Annotated in this window: 21 protein-coding genes and 1 tRNA gene; 13 read left to right on the forward strand and 9 right to left on the reverse strand. The window is 38.3% G+C overall.

What is annotated here, in order from left to right; genetic code table 11:
- Window positions 1-32 precede the first annotated feature (32 nt).
- From C8P64_RS08690 to C8P64_RS08705, 4 genes are read left to right on the forward strand one after another with little or no spacing between them, the layout of a single operon-like run.
- Window positions 33-1949 carry a BatA domain-containing protein gene (locus C8P64_RS08690; RefSeq protein ID WP_108171683.1) on the forward strand — a complete coding sequence of 639 codons (1917 nt, stop codon included), beginning with the start codon at window positions 33-35 and terminating at the stop codon, window positions 1947-1949.
- A complete protein-coding gene (locus C8P64_RS08695; protein WP_108171684.1) occupies window positions 1946-3196 on the forward strand; it encodes a dihydroorotase in 1251 nt (416 codons plus the stop codon). Before C8P64_RS08690 ends, C8P64_RS08695 begins: the two co-directional genes overlap by 4 nt.
- A gap of 10 nt (window positions 3197-3206) precedes the next feature.
- Window positions 3207-3530, forward strand: a complete 324-nt coding sequence (locus tag C8P64_RS08700; RefSeq protein ID WP_108171685.1) for a magnetosome magnetite crystal formation protein family — start codon at window positions 3207-3209, stop codon at window positions 3528-3530.
- Window positions 3530-4186, forward strand: a complete 657-nt coding sequence (locus C8P64_RS08705; protein ID WP_108171686.1) for an alpha/beta hydrolase — start codon at window positions 3530-3532, stop codon at window positions 4184-4186. The genes C8P64_RS08700 and C8P64_RS08705 overlap by 1 nt, the downstream gene beginning before the upstream one ends.
- Window position 4187: 1 nt before the next feature.
- Here C8P64_RS08705 and C8P64_RS08710 read toward each other — a convergent pair whose 3' ends face one another.
- Both C8P64_RS08710 and C8P64_RS08715 read right to left on the reverse strand, forming a co-directional pair.
- Window positions 4188-4685 carry a hypothetical protein gene (locus C8P64_RS08710; protein WP_108171687.1) on the reverse strand — a complete coding sequence of 166 codons (498 nt, stop codon included), beginning with the start codon at window positions 4683-4685 and terminating at the stop codon, window positions 4188-4190.
- A gap of 1 nt (window position 4686) precedes the next feature.
- Window positions 4687-5448 (reverse strand): MBL fold metallo-hydrolase, encoded by a 762-nt coding sequence (locus tag C8P64_RS08715; protein WP_108171688.1) that lies wholly within the window; start codon window positions 5446-5448, stop codon window positions 4687-4689.
- Window positions 5449-5551: 103 nt separating this feature from the next.
- Between C8P64_RS08715 and C8P64_RS08720 the strand changes: the two genes are divergently transcribed.
- Window positions 5552-7015 (forward strand): nicotinate-nucleotide adenylyltransferase, encoded by a 1464-nt coding sequence (locus C8P64_RS08720; protein ID WP_108171689.1) that lies wholly within the window; start codon window positions 5552-5554, stop codon window positions 7013-7015.
- A gap of 71 nt (window positions 7016-7086) precedes the next feature.
- Here C8P64_RS08720 and murA read toward each other — a convergent pair whose 3' ends face one another.
- The 3 genes from murA to C8P64_RS08735 form a co-directional block, all read right to left on the reverse strand.
- Entirely contained in the window at window positions 7087-8400 is a 1314-nt protein-coding gene (gene murA, locus C8P64_RS08725; RefSeq protein WP_108171690.1) for a UDP-N-acetylglucosamine 1-carboxyvinyltransferase, read from the reverse strand.
- Between the two features lie 15 nt (window positions 8401-8415).
- The gene (locus C8P64_RS08730; RefSeq protein ID WP_108171691.1) at window positions 8416-9060 is read right to left on the reverse strand and encodes a DUF4290 domain-containing protein; all 645 of its coding nucleotides are present in this window, start codon (window positions 9058-9060) and stop codon (window positions 8416-8418) included.
- 101 nt (window positions 9061-9161) lie between these two features.
- Entirely contained in the window at window positions 9162-9455 is a 294-nt protein-coding gene (locus tag C8P64_RS08735; protein WP_108171692.1) for a DUF493 family protein, read from the reverse strand.
- A gap of 82 nt (window positions 9456-9537) precedes the next feature.
- On the opposite strand from C8P64_RS08735, the gene C8P64_RS08740 reads away from it, so the two are divergent.
- The 5 genes from C8P64_RS08740 (at window position 9538) to C8P64_RS08760 (ending at window position 14061) form a co-directional block, all read left to right on the forward strand.
- Window positions 9538-10071 carry an AAA family ATPase gene (locus C8P64_RS08740; protein WP_108171693.1) on the forward strand — a complete coding sequence of 178 codons (534 nt, stop codon included), beginning with the start codon at window positions 9538-9540 and terminating at the stop codon, window positions 10069-10071.
- A 6-nt stretch (window positions 10072-10077) separates the two neighbouring features.
- The gene (locus C8P64_RS08745) at window positions 10078-11979 is read left to right on the forward strand and encodes a RecQ family ATP-dependent DNA helicase (RefSeq protein WP_108171694.1); all 1902 of its coding nucleotides are present in this window, start codon (window positions 10078-10080) and stop codon (window positions 11977-11979) included.
- The gene (gene fmt, locus C8P64_RS08750; protein ID WP_108171695.1) at window positions 11976-12923 is read left to right on the forward strand and encodes a methionyl-tRNA formyltransferase; all 948 of its coding nucleotides are present in this window, start codon (window positions 11976-11978) and stop codon (window positions 12921-12923) included. The genes C8P64_RS08745 and fmt overlap by 4 nt, the downstream gene beginning before the upstream one ends.
- Window positions 12924-13108: 185 nt before the next feature.
- The gene (locus C8P64_RS08755) at window positions 13109-13381 is read left to right on the forward strand and encodes an HU family DNA-binding protein (protein ID WP_006990442.1); all 273 of its coding nucleotides are present in this window, start codon (window positions 13109-13111) and stop codon (window positions 13379-13381) included.
- A 119-nt stretch (window positions 13382-13500) separates the two neighbouring features.
- Window positions 13501-14061, forward strand: coding sequence for a YqgE/AlgH family protein (locus C8P64_RS08760; protein WP_108171696.1), 561 nt, complete (start codon window positions 13501-13503; stop codon window positions 14059-14061).
- Here C8P64_RS08760 and C8P64_RS08765 read toward each other — a convergent pair.
- On the reverse strand, window positions 14058-14903 hold the full coding sequence (locus C8P64_RS08765) for an aminotransferase class IV (protein ID WP_108171697.1): 846 nt from the start codon (window positions 14901-14903) through the stop codon (window positions 14058-14060). The two genes, C8P64_RS08760 and C8P64_RS08765, sit on opposite strands and share 4 nt — an antisense overlap.
- Window positions 14904-14953: 50 nt before the next feature.
- Window positions 14954-15340 carry an START-like domain-containing protein gene (locus tag C8P64_RS08770; RefSeq protein WP_108171698.1) on the reverse strand — a complete coding sequence of 129 codons (387 nt, stop codon included), beginning with the start codon at window positions 15338-15340 and terminating at the stop codon, window positions 14954-14956.
- 190 nt (window positions 15341-15530) lie between these two features.
- On the opposite strand from C8P64_RS08770, the gene C8P64_RS08775 reads away from it, so the two are divergent.
- Window positions 15531-15604: transfer RNA gene (locus C8P64_RS08775), tRNA-Met, on the forward strand.
- Window positions 15605-15762: 158 nt separating this feature from the next.
- Here C8P64_RS08775 and C8P64_RS08780 read toward each other — a convergent pair.
- Window positions 15763-18411, reverse strand: coding sequence for a cation-translocating P-type ATPase (locus C8P64_RS08780; protein WP_108171699.1), 2649 nt, complete (start codon window positions 18409-18411; stop codon window positions 15763-15765).
- Window positions 18412-18542: 131 nt separating this feature from the next.
- Entirely contained in the window at window positions 18543-19391 is an 849-nt protein-coding gene (locus tag C8P64_RS08785) for a universal stress protein (RefSeq protein ID WP_108171700.1), read from the reverse strand.
- A 322-nt stretch (window positions 19392-19713) separates the two neighbouring features.
- On the opposite strand from C8P64_RS08785, the gene C8P64_RS08790 reads away from it, so the two are divergent.
- A complete protein-coding gene (locus tag C8P64_RS08790) occupies window positions 19714-20475 on the forward strand; it encodes an SDR family NAD(P)-dependent oxidoreductase (RefSeq protein WP_108171701.1) in 762 nt (253 codons plus the stop codon).
- Window positions 20476-20544: 69 nt separating this feature from the next.
- Window positions 20545-21219: a peroxiredoxin gene (locus tag C8P64_RS08795; RefSeq protein ID WP_108171702.1), complete on the forward strand. Its 675-nt coding sequence runs from the start codon at window positions 20545-20547 to the stop codon at window positions 21217-21219.
- The last annotated feature ends 172 nt before the right edge of the window (window positions 21220-21391 follow it).

The following is a 21391-nucleotide window of genomic DNA, read 5'->3' on the forward strand; positions in this document are numbered from 1 at the left end:
TTTTCTATATTTGAGAAACCTTATTCCTTAATATGTATTTTCAACAGCCGGAATTACTGTATGCCCTTTTTTTACTTGTTATTCCGCTGATCGTTCATTTATTCCGCTTAAGAAAATTTCAAAAGGAAGATTTTACCAATGTAAAATTCCTGAAAAAGGTGATTCAGGAAACCCGCAAGAGTTCCCGGCTTAAGAAATACCTGATCCTTATTACAAGGTTACTACTACTCACCTGTTTGATCCTTGCTTTTGCCCAACCTTACATTCCTGCAAGCGACAAGGCTTTACAGGAATCCAGAACCCTTATATACCTGGATAATTCTTTTAGTATGCAGGCGGGTAACGACCAGGCTGATAATTTTAAAAATGCACAGAATCAATTACTGGAAAATTTAGAAGGCACTAACCTCGCTCTATTTACGAATACCGACGAATATTTTGATCGTAGCGCTGCTGAACTGAAAGCTGAAATACAGGATCTGGAGCTTACCGGGAAACAAATGAGTTTTAGAGAGATCAATCTAAAAGCTGAAAATTATTTCAATAGCAAGACTAATGAATTAAATGACCTTATCCTTATTTCAGATTTTCAAAGATCGATGGATCTGCCGGCTGAACTAAATAATAAATACTTCAATTATCATTTTATACAACATGAATCGAGGGAAATAAACAACGCCAGCCTGGACAGTGCTTTTATCGAAAACACCAGTCCCGAAAATATTTTACTAAAGATCATCGCCAGTTCGAATAATTTATCTGAAGAACCTGTGACCATTTCTGTTTACGATGGCGAAACTTTACTGGGAAGAAATACGGTCCAGTTTTCTGAGGAAAAAACCACTGAGGTTGAATTCAGACTTCAAAATAATAAGATCGACAAAGGCCGTATCGAAATCGAAGATTCCGGACTTTCCTACGATAACCAGCTTTTCTTCAACATCAACGAAAACCCTAAGATCCAGGTGATCATCGTTTCTGCAAAAGAGACAGATTTCTTAAATCGAATTTATACTGAACCCGAGTTCGAAACTTATAATTTCAATCCAAATCAAATAGATTTTAATCGGTTGAACTCGGCGAACCTTATCATTTTAAATGAGATCGAGCAACTCCCCACCTCTTTGATAAATAACCTCTCTAAGGTCAAGGAGAATGGAGCATCTGTGATCATTATCCCTTCTGAAGATGCGCAGGGCTATGCCCGGTTATTAAATAGTTTCGGATTTTCAGCATTTTCAGAAAAAGTGAATGCAGAGAGATTGATCACAGGAATTTCATTTGATCATCCCTTGCTGGAGAATGTTTTTGAAGACAGAGTTGAGAATTTTGAATATCCCAAAGTGCTAAGCTCGCATAACTTGTCTTCCAGCAATACAATTCTCAGCTATCAGGATGGGCGGGCATTTCTAGCAGGAGGAGATTCGGTTTATTTATTTAGCGCAGCGCTTAACCAGGCGAACTCTAATTTTAAAAATTCACCACTCATCGTTCCGGTTTTCTACCAGATAGGACTGGCTTCACTTAAAGAAAATCAGCTTTATTATTTAACCGATGAAGAACACCAGATCGATATTCCGGTAGATCTGGAAAAAGACCAGGTTCTCCATATCGTTGAGGGAGAAACAGATATCATCCCCCAGCAACAGAATTATAACAAAAGGGTAGAAATAAGCACGGGCAATATAGATCTTCAGGCAGGAAATTATAATATATCAAACAATAGCTCTATTGTGGGGAACATCAGTTTCAACTTCCCCAGAACAGAAAGCGACCTGAGTTACACTGATCTTTCGAACATTGATGGCATAAAGGTCTATAATTCTGTCGAAGAATATTTTTCTGAATCAAATGCAGCCTCCCAGATCGTTTCTCTTTGGAAATGGTTTGTTATTTTTGCCTTAATATTTCTAGCGATCGAAATGCTACTTATAAAATTCCTTAAATGAAGCTACTTTTAAAATCGGTTACTATTCTGGATGAAAATTCAAAAATCCAAAATAAAAAAACAGATATTTTCATTGCTAACGGTGCAATCCAAAAGATTGGAAAAGACCTGAATGAAAAGGCAGATAAGGAAATTAAAATACCAAATCTGCATGTATCCAAAGGATGGTTTGATAGTAGTGTAAGTTTTGGAGAACCTGGTTTTGAAGACAGAGAAACCATTGCTAACGGACTGGAAACCGCTGGAAAATCGGGTTTCACATCTGTAGCGCTTAATCCTTACACCAGCCCCGTTTTAGATCATAGTGGAAGCATCGCAGCGGTAAAGGCAAAGGCAGCCTTACATCCGGTATATCTATACCCTGTTGGCGCACTCACCATGAAAAGCGAGGGAGTTGACCTGGCTGAACTACTGGATATGAAGGAAGCCGGAGCCATAAGTTTTGGCGACTACAAATTACCATTGCGAAATCCTAACCTGTTGAAGATCGCCTTGCAGTATGCCCAGAATTTTGATGCGCTAATCCAAAGTTATCCCCAGGAGAACAGGATCGCAGGAAACGGTATGGTGAACGAACATGAAAACAGCACCTCGCTTGGCTTGAAAGGAATTCCTAACCTGGCTGAAGAGCTTCAGATCACCAGGGATCTTTATTTACTTGAATATACTGGAGGCAAACTTCATATTCCAACCATTTCCACAGAGAAATCGGTTAAACTTATAAGAGAGGCCAAGAAAAAAGGTTTGGATGTTAGCTGCAGTGTGGCCATACATAATCTTTTATTAAACGATGAGGAATTAAAATCTTTTGATGCCAATGTTAAGGTCCTTCCTCCTTTACGGACTAAAAAAGACTGCAAAGCTCTTATCAAAGGCTTGAAAGACGGAACCATAGACATGGTAACAACCGATCATAATCCTATTGATGTGGAACATAAAAAAGTGGAATTCGATAATGCCCTTTATGGAACCATAGGTTTAGAATCTGCTTTTGGAGCACTTTGCACAATTTTCGAAAAAGATGAAGCCATAAAATATCTGACCGCAGGAAAGCAAAGATTCGGAATAGAAGAATATGAAATTAAGGAAGGAGCCCCGGCAGATCTTAGTTTATTTATCCCGGGTGATTCATTCGATTTTACTGAAAAAGATATATTATCATCCTCAAAGAACAGTCTTTTTCTGAATAAGAAATTGAAAGGAAAGGCTTTTGGAGTAATTACTCAAAAGGGATTTATTAGCAATTAATTTTAAGATCATGGAAACTACAGGACAGGCTAAAACAACAGCTATTGTTGCTTATATTACTATTATAGGCACGATCATCGCTTATTTCATGAACCTTGAACCTAAAGATCGTTTTGCCAGTTTTCATATTAGGCAAGCCTTTGGAATCAATATCACCTTTTACCTGATCGGGGCTTTAATGGGATTATTTGACCAGGGATTTATAGTAGGTGCATTTTATTTATGCTTTATCGTATTATGGGGCTACGGGCTGGTAATGGCGATTAAGGGAGAAGAACGCGAGGTGCCTATATTAGGGCCTTTATTTCAAAAATGGTTTAGTACAATTTCATAATGACACAAAATTTTTCACTTCAACATATTATTCAAGAACCAAAAATCAAATCGGATAAATCACCGGTTTTGATCATGCTCCACGGCTATGGCAGCGACGAAAATGATCTGTTTTCTTTCGCAGGGGAATTGCCTGAAGATCTCTTTATAATCTCAGCCAAAGCTCCATACTCTATGCAACCATATGGAAATGCCTGGTACGCTATACATTTTGACAATACCGATGGCAAGTTTAGTGACGATATTCAGGCGATCACTTCCAGGGAGACGATCAGAGATTTTATAGATGAAGTGATCAAAAATTATCCGGTTGATGCTGAAAATATAAATCTTCTAGGTTTTAGCCAGGGAAGTATTTTAAGTTATGCGGTGGCGCTCTCCTACCCTGAAAAAATAAGGAATGTGGTTGCGCTTAGCGGTTATATTAACCAGGGAATCCTGAAGGAAGGTTATGAGAGTAACGACTTTTCTGGACTAGACTTTTACTGCTCACATGGTAGCGTAGACCAGGTAATTCCGGTGGACTGGGCCAGGAAGACAAAACCTTTTCTCGATAATCTGGGCATCAAAAATTCTTATTCAGAATTTCCGGTGGGACATGGTGTTGCCCCGCAGAATTTCTATGAATTAAAAGAATGGCTTAAAGCCAGGATCTAATTTAGTATAAAGGGTACAGGAAAGATTTCTCTGGGTAAAATCTGATCTCTCCGTCTTCAGCGACTTCATAGCTAAGGAAAACCTCGCCCCAGTAGGTACCATCAGTAAAATCTGCAATGATCCATTTATGGTTCAGAACCTTGATCTTGTTAATGCGCATTTTACCTTCCATACCGGCTTGAGGTACTAGAGGATTATCTTCTTCAGCAGAATTCTGGCTGATGATGGCATCTTCGATCTTTAAAATAAGGTCCTGGGTATCTATTCCTTTATTTTCAAAATAAGTAATGGCATCCTCATTATTCTCCAGATTAAAATAGTCTTCAACTTCTGCCACCTCAGATGGAATCTGAGCATCGGCTTCAACTTCCGCCAGCTTTTCTTCCAGCCTGTCTATTTTATCCTGTTTCGAGTCCAGTATCCTTTTATCATTCACATAAATGAAAAGTGTAAATAATACTGAAAAAATAAAAAGATACATTAAGATCTTATTGCGCATTCTAAACGGTGATTTTTAGATTATCATAAGCCAGGTGAACGTTTTCTGGTAGGTTCTTTTCTACCTCGTCGTGAAAACCAAGCATATGGCTAATATGAGTAAAATAGGTTGTTTGAGGCTTTACCCTTTCTACAAATTTCAGGGCCTCTTCCAGATTGAAATGGGAATGATGTGGTTCTATTCTAAGAGCACTTACCACCAAAACCTTAAGATCCTGAAGTTTTTCTACCTCTTTGTCTTCAATAGATTTGATATCGGTCAAATATGCAAAATCTTCCATTCTGAAACCAAAGACCTGTAAACGGTTATGCATAAATTCAACCGGAGTAACGGTTAAGCCATGAAAACTAAATGGCTTATTTTCAATAACATTTTCCTTTACGCCAGGAGCACCGGGATATTTATCTTTTGTAGTGAAAATATAATCAAAACGCTTCTGCAAAGCTTTTAAGACCCTTTCGTGTGCATAGACAGGAATATCACCCTGCCTGAAGAAAAATGGCCTTATATCATCAAGGCCGGCCGTATGATCGTTATGCTCGTGGGTATAAAAGATAGCGTCCAGCTTACGAACGTCATTAGCCAGCATCTGCTGCCTGAAGTCGGGACCACAATCGATTAATATATTCCAGTTATTCCATGTAACAAGAATAGAAACCCGCAAACGTTTGTCTTTGGGATTATCACTATGGCAGACCGGATGATCGCTTCCAATGATCGGTATTCCCTGAGATGTCCCTGTTCCTAAAAATGTTATTTCCAAAAGGTGTTATTTTTCACACAAAAGTAAATATATTTTTTCGTATGCCTACCGCTTTTAGTACTTTTGAAGTACACAAAGAAATTGTTTACTAAAAAGAAAAACTATGCCAATTACTATAATGGGCGATAAGGAATTTGAGAATGTTCCTTCAATAAATAGTAAAGCCCTTCGCATCAATTTAAATGAAAATATCTACGGGACGTTTTCAGAGATTGGTGCAGGCCAGGAAACTGTTCGAAACTTTTTCCGGGCAGGTGGCGCTTCAGGTACCATTGCCAAGGCAATGAGTGCTTACGATAAAGACTTTAGTGACGCGATCTATGGAGTTGAAAATGACCGCCGATACGTTACCGAAGCTCGTTTAAAAAAGATGCTTTCTCATGAAACCAAGCTCATCGAAGAGCGAATTTCAAGAGAGAAACATCCAAATAAACTTTTCTTTACCTACGCCAATACTGTAGCAACTATAGATTTTGCAAAAAAATATAAAGGCCATGGCTGGGTTGGAATAAGATACCAGGTTGAACCTGGAGAAGATTACAACGAGATCTTACTGCATGTACGTTTTCATGAAAATGACGCGAGACATCAGCAAAATACGTTAGGAATTCTAGGTGTAAACCTTATTTACGGGGCATATTACAAATATGATAACCCTAAAAAACTACTAAGATATTTATACGATCATATAGACAAGGATCAGATCGAGATCGATACGATCAACTTTTCCGGACCAAAATTCGAAAAAGTAGACAACCGCTTAATGAGTCTTCAATTAGTAAAGAATGGAATGACCGAAGCGGTTATGTTTGGTCCTGACGGGAACAACGTGCTTCCTGCCAAGATCCTTTACAAAAAGAATATTCTTGCTTTAAGAGGTAGCTTTAGACCTGTTACCAAGGTGAACATGGATATGTATGAGCGATCTAAAGAAATGTTCTTTAGCGAAACCAAGGTTAATAAAGAGAATACTGAGATCATATTTGAGATCACTCTTTCCAACCTGCGCGCAGAAGGTGAGATCGATGAAAGAGATTTCATGGACCGTGCAGAATTACTTTGTTCTCTTGGTCAAACCGTAATGATCTCTAATTTCCAGGAATATTACCGGGTAGTTGAATACTTCTCGAGATATTCCAAGCAACGAATGGGTCTTACCATGGGGGTTCAAAACCTGGTGGATGTATTCGATGAGAAATATTATCGTCACCTTAGCGGTGGTATCCTTGAGGCCTTTGGTAAACTTTTCTTTAAAGACCTTAAAGTTTATCTATACCCACTTAAAGATCCGGAAACAGGAGAGATCACCACTAGTGAAAATGTGAAGGTACATCCACGTATGAAAGAGCTTTACAAGTTCTTCAAATACAATGGTCGTGTAGAAGACATCACCAATTACAATCCAGATATCATGGATATCTACTCTCGTGAAGTTCTTAAAATGATAAGCGAAGGGAAAGATGGATGGGAAGATATGCTTCCGGAAAAAACAACGAAAATGATCAAGGAAAAGAACCTTTTTCATTATCAGGAGCGCAAAGAGAAAGCAAAGACCGAAGAGGTTTAAGTCTGGAGAAATAATTACATAAAAAAAGCTGTTCGATCGAACAGCTTTTTTTATTTCTTAAGTTTAAAAGATTAGTCCAGCCTGGTGATCTTGGCACCAATTCCCTGAAGTCTTTCAACTATATGCTCATATCCTCTGTCTATCTGCTCGATATTATGAATAGTGGAAGTTCCTTTTGCCGACAGTGCCGCAATTAATAAGGAGATCCCAGCTCTAATATCTGGAGAGGTCATTGTAGTAGCTTTCAACTGAGAAGTAAAATCATGACCAATTACCGTAGCACGATGAGGATCACAAAGAATGATCTTAGCTCCCATATCTATCAATTTATCTACAAAGAACAATCTACTCTCGAACATCTTCTGATGTATAAGAACACTTCCTCTAGCCTGGGTAGCAGTTACCAGAATGATACTTAAAAGGTCTGGAGTGAATCCAGGCCATGGTGCATCACTAATGTTCATGATAGAGCCATCAATAAAACTTTGTACTTCATACCCATCCTTATGTGCTGGAATATGAATATCATCACCCTTCTTCTCTACCGTAATACCAAGTTTTCTAAATGTAGTTGGAATGATGCCGAGCATATCCCAGTTCACATTTTTAATAGTGATATCACTTTTTGTCATTGCGGCAAGACCTATCCATGATCCAATTTCGATCATATCTGGTAAAACAGTATGCTCACAACCGCCAAGCTTTTCAACACCTTCAATGGTAAGTAAGTTAGACCCAACACCGCTAATATTAGCACCCATCGAATTCAACATCTTACATAATTGTTGTAGATATGGCTCACAGGCCGCATTATAGATCGTAGTGGTTCCTTTAGCCAGAACTGCCGCCATCACAATATTGGCAGTCCCCGTAACTGAAGCTTCTTCCAGAAGCATGAAATCCCCCTTCAGTCCGTTTGGAGCTTCTACCCCGTAAAATCTCTCTTCTTTATTATACCTAAAGTCGGCACCCAACTTCATAAAACCTTCAAAATGGGTATCCAGTCTTCTTCTTCCTATCTTGTCACCACCTGGCTTCGGAATAAAACCTTTTCCAAATCTACCTAACATAGGGCCAACGATCATAATGGAACCTCTTAGTCCTCCACCATCAATCTTAAATTGTTCGCTGTTGAGATAATCCATATTTAGATCATCACTCTGGAAGGTATAGCTCCCCTTACCTATCTTTTCAATTTTAACCCCAAGGTTACCCAAAAGATTGATAAGTTTATTTACATCAAGTATATCTGGAATATTATGTATTGTTACTTTTTCATCTGTTAACAACACAGCACACAGAATCTGTAGCGCCTCGTTTTTTGCTCCCTGGGGTTGAATTTCCCCGCTCAAACGGTGACCACCTTCAATTTGAAAAGTTCCCATTAAAAGTTGTTGAATTTAGTAGCGTTTGCGACCTCCTTTACTACGGCCGCCTTTTTTTGTGTTCTTGGTATATTTTTTCTTTCCTCCGCCTCGAATAAGCTCTGAAGCCTGGCTTAGGTCTTCATCCAGAAGATTTTTAGGATTGATCTTCCCGTTGCTCAGCTCCTTAAGGTGTTCAAAGATCACATCATCATCAACAGAATCCCTGTTCCAGTTAAGATATGATTTCTTCATGTGATTGGCAATAGTAAGCACTAAAGCCTCCTTAAATTCACCTTCTTCATAATCTTTTGCCGCATCGATCATCCTTTTGATATTGTTTCCGTAGAAACGATACTTGGGATTATTCTCAGGATACTGCAGCATGTCTGGTCTTTCAGCCAGCATTTCTCTCGTTGGCTTTGGAAATGGTGAATCAACATTAAGTTTAAAATCACTTATTATAAATAACTGATCCCAAAGTTTATGCTGAAAATCGGGTACATCCCTAAGGTGAGGATTCATGTTTCCCATAACTGCGATGATTGAGTTCGCGACCTTATTTCTTTCCTCGTCGTCCTCAATACTTACAGCATGTTCAACCATTTTTTGAAGATGTCTGCCGTATTCGGGAATTATCAATTTACTCCTTTCAGAGTTATATTCTAATGCGTTTGTCAAAATTGAAGTTTAATTAGGTAATTACTGAAGTTATACTCCTGCCTGCAAAATACTAAATATTACCAAAGAACCACAATAAAAAGGATTCTTTTATACGGTGCTTAAAGAGATATAACCCCTTCTACTTTAATGGCAACTTCCTTGTATTTCTCAATGACATGATCTGGATTCTTCATCCTCACATTGATGGAAACACTAGTGTATTTACCTTTTTTAGACTGCTTGGTTTCTATTACAGCCCCCATATTATTGAAAATGCCCTGCACCTGTGAAATTTGATCACCTTTGGTGGGAACAATGAATTTGTATAAATATTCAGAAGGCCACATAGCCGTATCCTGAAGTTGCTTTTTTAATTTGGCGTAAAATTCTTCCGGATTCTTTGATTCACTCATAATTTTTCTCCTTCGTTTAATTGCAAAGATACGAGTAATGATAGCATTTTTATAATCAAAATCAAATGTCGAAATTTGCGCTGTGAAAAATAGAAAAATTGTAATTACCGGAGGCCCTGGCACAGGAAAATCTTCCATTATTCATAAACTGGAAGCTAAGGGCGAAAAATGTCTTCATGAAATTTCCAGGCAGGTTACGCTTGAAGCCCAAAAAGAAGGTATAGACCAGCTGTTCCTGGAAAAGCCTTTACTTTTCAGTGAAAAATTACTGGAAGGAAGACTTAAGCAATACCACGAGGCGAAGGATTTTGAATCTGACCATATCTTCATAGACCGTGGTCTGCCAGATGTGGTGGCCTACATGGATTATTTCGACACGAATTATCCAGGGGTATTCGATAAAACCTGTGAAAATCATCGTTATGACCTCATATTTATCCTTCCGCCCTGGAGGGAGATCTATACAAGCGATAACGAACGATATGAGAGTTTTGAGGAAGCCTTAAAAATTTCGTCTTATCTTTATTCTACGTATAGAAGGTACGGTTATGATCCTATTGAAGTGCCAAAGCTCAGTGTGGAAAAACGTACTAACTTTATATTGGATAAGATCTAAGGAAATTTGCAGGAGGAAGCTTTAAAAATATTAGAAAAATACTGGGGCTTCCGGGAGTTCAGACCGCAACAGCTCGAAGTAATAGAATCCATCCTAACGGGAAAGGAAACCTTAACCCTATTCCCTACCGGAGGCGGCAAATCTATTTGCTTCCAGGTTCCCGCATTGATAAAGGAGGGGATATGCATAGTCGTTTCACCCTTGATCTCTCTTATGGAGGACCAGGTGAATACCCTTCAGCAGAAGAATATAAAGGCAATGGCCATTACCGGTGGTATCTCTTATGCCGATCTGGATCGCAACCTCGATAACTGCATCTTCGGAAATTATAAATTCCTTTATTTATCCCCGGAAAGACTTCAGCAAGAGCTGGTAAGAGAACGCTTAAAACAAATGAACATCAGCCTTGTCGCTATAGATGAGGCTCATTGCATCTCTCAATGGGGGCACGACTTTAGGCCTGCATATAGAAACATAGCAGATCTTCGGGAATTACTACCAGAGGCTACATTCGCGGCTTTTACGGCTACTGCCACCAAGGCAGTAGTAAAGGATATTTGCGGGCAATTAAAGCTAGAAGATCCAGATATTCATCAAAAATCATTTGAAAGGTCTAACCTTATTTATGAGGTTATAAAAACCGAGGATAAATATTTCAGGTTAACCCAAATTCTGAATGAAGATTCTGCCATCATATATGTTAGAAGCAGGAATGCAACCCAGGAGATAAGTCAGTTTCTGAACAAACATGGAATTACAGCCGCAGCTTACCACGGGGGATTAAAGAAAGAAGATAAATCCAAGAAATTTGAGCAATGGCTTACCAATAAGGTTAGTGTAATGGTGGCTACCACGGCCTTTGGTATGGGGATAGATAAGCCCGATGTACGCACGGTGATACATATAGATCTTCCGGAAAGTATGGAAAGTTATTTTCAGGAGGCCGGAAGGGCAGGTAGAGATGGCAAACCTGCCAAAGCGATCATACTTACCAACTCTGGAGATATTCCTGTATTGAAGAATCAATTTCTAAACAATCTTGCTTCTGTAGAAGACGTAAAACTCCTATACCGTAAACTGAATGCTTATTTCAGGATCGCTTATGGAGAAGGTGAAAACACAGAGCATGATTTTAATTTCTCCAGTTTTTGTCATCATTACCAGTTTAATTCCCACAAAGCTTTCAACGCTCTTCAGCTATTAGACAGATGCAGTATTTTAAGGCTTTCTCAGAATTATCAGAAAAAGACCGAGATACAGGTTTTGCTTTCTGGTCATCATTTGGACAATTACCTGGATGAAAATCCAAGATATGCTCACCTTTTAAGGACGATCTTGAGAAATTACGGCGGCGTATTTGAGAATCTTGTGCCCTTCAACCTAAATTCGGTTTGCGATAAGGCCAATATGCCTGAAAAGGAGTGCATAAAGATTTTTGAAGAGTTAGCTGAAAAAGAGATTATAGAATTCAATTTATCTAAACATGACGCCAGCATTACTTTCCTGGTACCAAGGGAAGATGACTCTACTATAAATCGCGTAGCTTCTTTTATTAAAGAGTATAACAAGACTAAAAGAGATAAGATCGAAGCCGTGCTTGAATTTGTACAGAACGATTCTGTGTGCAAACAGGTACAGCTATTAAAATATTTTGGAGAGAAGGATCCGCCGGCCTGCGGAAAATGCTCGGTATGTAAAAAAGAGAAAAAAGAACTGAGTAGGGATGACATGAATGAGATCTACCTGGGCATTTTGAGGCTACTTAGAAAAGGCCCTATGGATTCGAGAGAACTTATTTCCAACCTTGACTATACCGAAACAGCCATCTTAAAAGTATTAAGTTTGCTTTGCGAAAAAGGAATTCTGGACCGAAGCGCTAATAACAAGTATAAAATTTTGAATAAATGAAAGACCTTAGAGTAGTATTTATGGGAACTCCCGAATTTGCGGTTGCAAGCCTGGAAGCTATCATAAATGCCGGATATAATGTAGTTGGTGTAATTACTGCTCCCGACAGACCCGCAGGGAGAGGAAGAAAATTAAGAGAAAGTGCGGTTAAAAGCTTTGCAAAATCAAAGGATCTCAAAATTCTTCAACCCACAAATTTGAAATCTGAAGAATTTCAAAAGGATCTGGAAGCACTAAATCCAAATGTGCAGGTAGTAGTTGCATTTAGAATGTTACCAAAGTCTGTTTGGAATTTTCCTGAATACGGTACTTTCAACCTGCATGCTTCCCTCCTGCCGCAATATCGCGGTGCCGCACCAATTAACTGGGCCATAATCAATGGAGAAGAGAAAACCGGAGTTTCTACTTTCTTCCTGGACGAAAAGATAGATACGGGAGCAATGATACTTCAGGAAGAAGTAAGCATCAAAAAGAATGAAAATTTAGAGTCTTTACATGACCGCCTTATGCAAAAAGGATCCGGGTTAGTGGTTAAAACTCTTGAATTGATCGCAAAAGGTGATGTACACCCCAAAGCACAAACCGATTCTGGAAATCTAAAAGACGCGCCAAAACTTAATAGAGAGAACACCAAAATAAACTGGGATACCTCCGTAGACAATATATATAACCTGATAAGGGGATTAAACCCATATCCTGCCGCCTGGTGTTACCTGGATAATTTTTCTGAAGAAATGCAGGTAAAGATTTATGATATCGAAAAATTAAGCAGAGAACATCATTTGCCAAACGGAACAGTTACCATTGTCGATAATCAGATAAAAGTTGCGGCAATAGGCGGTTATATTATCGTAAAGGAAATTCAGCTTCCCGGGAAGAGAAAAATGGATGCGAAATCACTTTTAAATGGTTTTAATTTCGCTCCGGAAGCAAAAATGCGCTGAAGCCTTATTAACACTGATTCGGTTGCATTTTAATAAAAAACAATTATCTTTATTAACAAAACAACCAAGTTATTAACAAATACGGGCTTTTCCCTTGTCATTACTTGCGTGGACAAGAAATCCGTATAAATTTGTATACCAGTTTAACAGAATGTTTAACCAACAATTAATTTAAAATTCAAATTATGAACAAAACAGATTTAATCGACGCAATGGCTGAAAACGCTGGAATTTCTAAAGCAGCAGCAAAAAAAGCATTAGAGTCTTTCCTTGAGAACGTAGAGAAGTCTCTTAAAAAAGGAGATAGAGTTTCATTAGTAGGATTCGGATCTTGGTCTGTATCTAAAAGAGCTGCTCGTGAAGGAAGAAACCCACAAACCGGAAAAACCATTAAGATTGCTGCTAAGAACGTAGTGAAATTTAAGGCCGGAGCTGATTTACAAAAAGCTGTGAATTAATAATTTGCATTAGTAATTATTGAAAGCCTTCTCCGGAAGGCTTTTTTTTATTTAAAAATTTTGCCAAGGAATTGCATTATTTATAAGAAATAATTAGTTTAGATAAAAAGACTGCTACAATGATCGCGTTAAAACCAACCAAGGGCCATCTTTTAGTCGCAGAACCATCCATAATTGGAGATGTCTCTTTTAATCGTTCTGTGGTTCTACTTGCTGACCATTCAGATAATGGATCGGTTGGATTTATCCTGAACAAAATTCTCGATTTTAACCTGAAGGATCTTATCCCAGAAGTGGAAGGAGACTTTAAAGTATACAACGGCGGGCCCGTTGAACAGGACAATCTTTACTTTATTCATAAGATCCCAGACCTTATTCCAGATAGCATTGAAATTGCTCATGGTATTTACTGGGGAGGGAACTTTGAAGTGGTAATGGAACTTATCTCCAAAAAGCTTATAGACGACACTCAAATCAAGTTCTTTTTGGGTTATTCAGGATGGGATGCTAACCAGTTAGATGAAGAATTAAATTCTCATTCCTGGGTAGTAACAGTCAATGAAGATAACCGGGATTTGCTTGAAAAACCCTACAATTCTTTCTGGAAAGATAAAATGTTAGAATTAGGTGGCGAGTATATGCTCTGGTCTAATTCACCAGAAAATCCAACATATAATTAACCCAATCTTGCCTTTACGTTGAGTTTGCTCAACAGGTTTTTGGAGACCTTATTTTCAAAACTCTTTTTACGATACTTGCTAACAGGCTGAATTCCCTGTGCTACATTTGTAATGAACAATTCATCTGCCTTCTGAAGTTCAAAAGGAGAAATAGAGGTTTCTTCGAGCGTATATTCTTCGGTTTTCTTGAGAATATTCACCAGTTGTTTCCTGATAATACCATTTAGGGCACCATCAGAGATAGGGGGAGTTTTAATAACATCTCCTTTCACTAAAAATATATTTCCGTTAAGTGCTTCCACTACACTCTTCTTTTCATTCAATAAAAGACAGTTATCATAGTCGTTCTCTCTCGCATATATACTTCCCAATACGTTCACAGCGCGATTATTCGATTTAATAGTAGATAACAAGCCGCTATTCACGTAATGATCCTTAAACAATTCTATCTCATAAGGCTCATCATTGAAAAGGTAAAAGGAATTTTCCATGGCTTCTGCGCTAATCACATATCCAATATCCCGGGTTGCCGGGGTGTAATATCCTCCCTGTAGCCTGTAAACTGCAAATCTAATCCTGGCAGGTGAAGTACCCAGGTCGTTTGCCTCAATGATTTCTTTGATCTCTTTTTCCAGGAATTCAGGAGAAAAACTAGAAGGGATCTCCATTCGCATGATGCGCATAGAAGCCATTAACCTGAAATAATGATCTTCCCAGAACATTATTTTCCCGCTAATTACCCTTATGGTTTCAAATACTGAATCTCCATAGGCAAAGCCACGGTTAAGTACCGATAATTTCGCTTCCTTTTGCTTTACTATTGTTCCGTCTAAATTGATCATAAAAAAACCCCGTTTAAAAACGGGGCAAAGTTACTATTTATAATAGAATTTTAGGCTGATCCCAGGATCTGTTTAAGATCTGAAACCATATTTTCCCAAAGCATTTTCCCTTCATCCACCTCATCTTCTTCAGCGAAATCGGTGATCATAAGAGATACATCCTTGGTTATATCATCAACCTGTATGCGTAATTCGAAAAAATACGGAGTATCTTCATCATCTATCCATTTAAATTTTATGCGCTCGTCACTTTTCTTACTTACGAGCTTTGCCTTTTCTTCACTACCTTCCCATATAAAAGTAAAAAATTCCCCTCGGGAATTAACGTTATCGGCATACCACTCACTTAAACCAGAGGGCGTTGAAATATATTGGAATAATAATGAAGGAGAAGCTTGAATAGGAAACTCCATTTCGTACTTTATCTTTTCTTCCATTCTTGATTAATTAGTTTCGGGCAATATAGATATTAATTAGTAACATTAAAAGAAATCAAAATAAATATTTTAGAAAATAAAGTTTGCGTCAAAACAAATTGTTTTTATATTTGCACCCGCATTAAAGAAATCCTGCGAGGCCAATTATGACAAGGCATTTAGCGGATTTTAATTAATGAGAAAATTATACGGCGAGGTAGCTCAGTTGGTTAGAGCGTCGGATTCATAACCCGGAGGTCCCGAGTTCAAATCTCGGTCTCGCTACTAAAAAAAATCCCTTCAAATTTGAAGGGATTTTTTTATGGAGTTTATTTCCCTGAAGTCATTCCGACGTAAGTTTTTTATTTCATTAGCACCCAAATTTTTAGATAGTTTTTAGCGACCGGTAAGGTTAATAACAGCTATCCCAATGCTTTTATTCCCTAAACCTTAACCAACCCGATTCTCTTAAAAACCTGGGAAATTAACAGTGAGGCAAAAGCAAAAACTAAAATAATGATCAATTGATCTAAGTTCAAGCTGGTGAGCGATAAGGTCTCTCTCAGGAAGGGAATAAAATATCCTAGAGAGGTTATACCTATTGAAACTACCAAGGAAAGCCAGATCCATGGATTCATGGTTACCTCGTTTATAAAAAAAGATTCTTTTGCTGGTGGTAAATTGAATACGTTAAAAAGCTGCGCCATAACCAGGGTATAGAATGCCATATTATTCACCAGGATATCTGATAAATCTAAATAGGAATCAGCATAAATTACCACGCCAATTACGGCCAGAGTTATCGATAAACCATAAACCACGGTGGCCTTCCAGTGATTCCTGGTAAGTATTGGCTCATCAGATTCTCTAGGCTTCATTCGCATAATACCCTTACTCCCCTTCCCCATCCCCAGGGCCAGTGCAGGAAAAATATCGGTGATAAGGTTTAAATAAAGAATTTGCAGAGGAAGCAAAGGCAAGGGAACATTTATCACCGATGCGGCCGCTACCGAAATCACTTCGGCCAGATTGCAGGAGATCAAAAAAATAACAAAATATCTGATGTTCTCGAAAATAGATCGCCCCTGGTGAATAGCCTGTTTAAGGGCTATAAATTTATCATCCATTAAAATTACATCTGCTACCTCCCGGGCAGCTTCGGTTCCCCGAATTCCCATGGAAATGCCAATATCGGCTGTTTGTAAAGCCGGGGCATCGTTAATACCATCACCAAGCATTCCCACTACTCCCCTATGCTTTTGGTAAAACCTAACCAAATGGAGTTTCTGTTCCGGTAGCATGCGTGCAAAAACAGAGGCTTTGAGTAAAATTTCTACTTGGTCTGAATCCAGATCTTCAAAATTGGAATAATCAGACCCAAGAACAGTTTTCAATTTAGATTCTTCCTTACTGATCAATCCTATTTCCTGAGCTATTTTTCTTGAAGTGCCCGGATGATCACCGGTGATCATTTTCACCCGTATCCCGGCATCATGATAAATTTTAATTGCCCCGGCAATATCATTTCTAGGTGGATCTATAAAACCAGTGATCCCTATCAAAATTAGTTTTTTTAACAGAACCTTCTCTTCTGGAATCTCCTTTGTTTTTTTATAGGCAAAAGCCAGAACCCTTAATCCATCGTCTGCAAGATCATCGGCACGCTTATACCACCTACTTTTATCTTCGATGGCTTCTGGTTGTCCATTTTTAAGTACGCTACCGCAATATTTCAGTATGCTTTCCGGAGCTCCCTTAACGTTGGTGATAAAACTTTCCTCATTCCTGTTCACCGTTGCCATAAGTTTAAGATTGGGATCAAACGGCAACTCATACTCTTCAGGATACTGTTCGATCATTTTGGAAGAATCATAACCGGCTTCCTTTGTGAATTCAAATAAAGCGAGATCTATAGCATCTGCATTACCATTGGAGTGTTTAGTATTGGCACCATTACAAAGAACCGCGACTTTAATGAATTCATTGAACACAGGATCCCCTCTCAATTTCTTGTTTTCTTCTTCATTTTTGATAAAATCAATATCAACCTCTGAGTTTTCAAAAATGATCTTTTTCACGGTCATCTTATCTTCAGTTAGGGTTCCCGTCTTATCTGTGCAAATAATGTTGGTCTCACCTAAAGTTTGTACCGCCTCCAGTTTTTTAATGACTACCTTCTTTTTAGAAAGTTTCAGCATGCCACGGGCGAGGGTTATGGTAGCTACTACAGGAAGACCTTCAGGAATTGCAGCTACCGCCAGGGCTATTCCAGTTTTTATCATTAAGACTGGATCATTAGAGCTTAAAAAGCCGGATAGTCCTACCATTACCGCTAGAACTAAAGTGAGCAAGATCAGCCAGTGAGTTAAAGAATTGAGCTTTTTCTCAAGTGGAGTTCTTTTATGTTCAGTTTCCCGGGCCAGAGAACTAATTTGACCTATTGCCGTGTTATCTCCGGTTGCTGTTACAATAGCCCTCGCATTTCCCCGGGCTATGATCGTACCATTAAATACCATATTCTTCCGGTCGGTAATCCTGGTATTTTTGGGCAGATCTTCCAGATCTTTCTGCACCGGCTCACTTTCCCCGGTAAGCATAGATTCTTTTAACGACAGCCTTGTTTGCTTTATAAGCCTCGCATCTGCGGGTACCACATCTCCTGCCTGTATAAGTATAATATCTCCCGGAACCAGGGACCTGGAAGATATTTTTCTTTCTTTTCCTCCCCTAATTACCATGGTTTCTGTCTGAACCATTTTCTGTAGCGCTTCTATCGATCTAATTGCCTGCCATTCCATAACAAAACCTATTAAAGCGGTGATAATGATCACAAATAGAATAGCTATTGCTTCCAGAACCTCACTAAATAGAAAAGCCAGGATCATGGCAGCGAATAGTATATAAATTATGGGGCTTAGCAGTTGATCTATAAAAATCTTGAAAATGGATTTTGGCTTTTTCCGGGTAAGTATATTTTCACCTTCAGATCTTATACGATCATTTGCTATATCTTCTTTCAAACCTGTTTGGGCATTAGAACCCAGAGCATCTAAAACCTTTTCAACCGGCAAAGAATGAGCATCGTCTATCATGATGGTGATAGATTAGATTGATATTCTATTACCCGAAAAGATCTCTGGCAATTGCAAAATAGAAAGAACATTTCACTAAGCACAATGAAAGAAAGCCCAGTATGTAAAAAGGTTCTTTTCATGATCAAAAATTAATTACGGGGTAAATTTTGAAGAACTAAAAATGGGATCTGAACTTCCAGACCAATCTTCTCAATTTTGGAATCATATAAGACGCTTTCTAAATAAGAATGCCTCGAATTTACCATGACCAGGAGATCTATATTCTTTTCCTCAATAAAATTATTGATCGCTTCGGTTGTATCATTTCCCGTTATATGTTCAAAATCTGCATCAACACCAGTGAAGATCGAGTCAATAAAAGCCTTATTATTTTGCTGTCTTAAGGAAAGCCTGTTACTGCCTGAAACGTATAAAAGATGGATCATAGCCGCATATCTTTTAGCTAATTTTCGAACCAGTTTCAATTCTCTCTTTTTATAGGGAATCATAAGATCTGAGGGAAATAAAATATTCACTGGGTTTATGTCATTATAATTCTCGGGTATCGCCAGGACAGGGCATTTTACGTATTTCATAACCTGCAGGGTATTGCTACCAAAGGTTAATTTCTTGTCTCCAGCTTTACCCCGGGTTCCCATGATTATCAGGTCTATATTCTCGAGCTCCACAAGATCATTTGCCTCATCTATCAATGAACCAAATTCTGCAATAGTTAAAATTTTATGCCTGGGATTAGGGGAAAAAGATTTTAGCTGTTTTTCTATAGAAGCTAATTCTGAATTTGCCTGCTTAAGAATTCGGTTTTGAACCTCCTTCAATTGAGCTGGTTCCATAAATGGATCTAGCTGAAAGACTTCATCTGCATAAGCATGCATAATAAATATTTCACAAGCCTCATATTTAAAGAGGTCCATTCCATATTTTACGGCATTCCATGCGTTCTGGGAAAAATCTGTGGGAATCAGCAGCTTATACATACTCTTCAGTTTTAACTATAGGTTTAAAAATACAGAAGAAGTAGGCGAAAAAGTATGATATCGATCACCTCTGTCTAATGAAAATCAGTGATCAGAAAAATTAGGAGCAGACAAATTACAAATTGGCAACTTTTCCAACAAAAAGATTTTTATTGTTGATTTTCAATTTATTAGACTTCTAAAATATGATAATTCTCATAGTAATCCTTGCCTGCAAATGATAATTTTAATAGGCGATTTTCAATTCTATGAGAGTTGACGGAGTAGCTTATAAAGCTGAAAAATATACGTGATTTTGAACCAATAGTTAAATAACACCAAAATGGAAAAGTTAAAAAATAAGGTAGTTATCATAACCGGTGGAGCAGGCGGAATTAGCCTGGCGACTGCCAAATTATTCCTGGAAGAGGGAGCCAAAATAATGCTGGTAGATCTGGATGAAAGTGAACTAAAGAAGTCCGTTCAATCCCTAAATTCAGATAAAGTCACCTATTGTGTAGCAGATGTAAGCAATTCTAAAGACCATATGAATTATGTGAATCAAACCCTTGAGAAATTCGGAAAGATTGACATCTTCTTTAATAATGCAGGCATCGAAGGTGAATTTAAACCGATCTCTGAATATCCTGAAGAAGTGTTCGATAAAGTGATCTCGGTGAATCTGAAAGGCGTATGGTTGGGATGCCACCATGTTATTCCTAAAATGGAAAAAGGCGGTAGTGTAATGATCACCTCCTCGGTAGCCGGATTAAAAGGTTTTAAAGGCCTGGGAGCATATGTGGCTTCCAAACATGCCGTTATTGGAATCATGAGGGTTGCCGCTTTAGAATTTGCAGATCGTAAGATCAGGGTAAATTCCATTCATCCCGGCCCGGTAAACAATAGAATGATGCGATCTATAGAAAAACAAATTTCACCTGATAAGCCTACCGTAGCCAAGCAGGGATTTGAGGGAAGTATACCTTTTGAAAGATATGCCGAATCTCAAGAGATCGCTAATATGGCTTTATTCCTGGCTTCAGATGAAAGCAGCTATGTTACCGGAACCACGCAGGTGGTAGACGGCGGAATGATGCTAAGCTAATTTAAATAAGCAACCACCAGGCAATAAGGCTTTTTCATAGCTAATTACCTGTTTTAATATTCAAAAGACATGGAAAATTCAGAAGACAAAGAGTTGAACATCATGCCACGTATAGGCGATAATGCGCCAGATTTTGATGCAATCACCACTCATGGTAAGATTTATTTCTCAGACTATGCAAATGGTAAATGGGTGATATTATTTTCTCATCCCGCAGATTTCACCCCTGTCTGCACTACCGAGCTTATTGGCTTCGCTAAAAGGAAAAGCGAATTCGAAGCTTTGAACACCAAGCTTTTAGGACTAAGTATAGACAGTATACATTCCCACCTGGCCTGGATCAATAATGTAAAAGAAAAAACGGGAGTTTACCTGGACTTTCCAATTATTGCAGATATAGATATGAAAGTCGCCAAATTATACGGTATGCTACAACCTAATGAGAGTAAGACTGAAGCTGTAAGAGCTGTTTTCTTTATAGATCCTTTCCTGAATATCAGGCTGATGATGTATTACCCTCTCAATATAGGCCGAAATATCGATGAAATAATAAGAGTACTGGAAGCATTGCAGATCTCAGATAAGCATAAAGTCGCTATGCCTCTAAATTGGGAAAAAGGTGATAAAGTGATCGTTTCACCACCTAAAACCTTAAAAGAACTTGAGAGCAGGGTAAAAGATGAATCTACAGATAAAACAGATTTCTATTTGATAAAAAAAGAACTGGCAGACCATCAAAATTAAGTTGTCATTAAATAAAAAAACGGATGAGTTTAAACTCATCCGTTTTCTTTTGAGGGGGATAATTCAATTATCCTTTAAAGAACTTTATCAGAATCCCTTTCTCAAATTTTTCAAAAGAAACAGGGACAAGTTTAATGCCCCTGTTTCCTGAAGGTAACGGTACTACGATATG

Source organism: Christiangramia gaetbulicola (genome assembly GCF_003054225.1).
Lineage (GTDB): Bacteria > Bacteroidota > Bacteroidia > Flavobacteriales > Flavobacteriaceae > Christiangramia > Christiangramia gaetbulicola.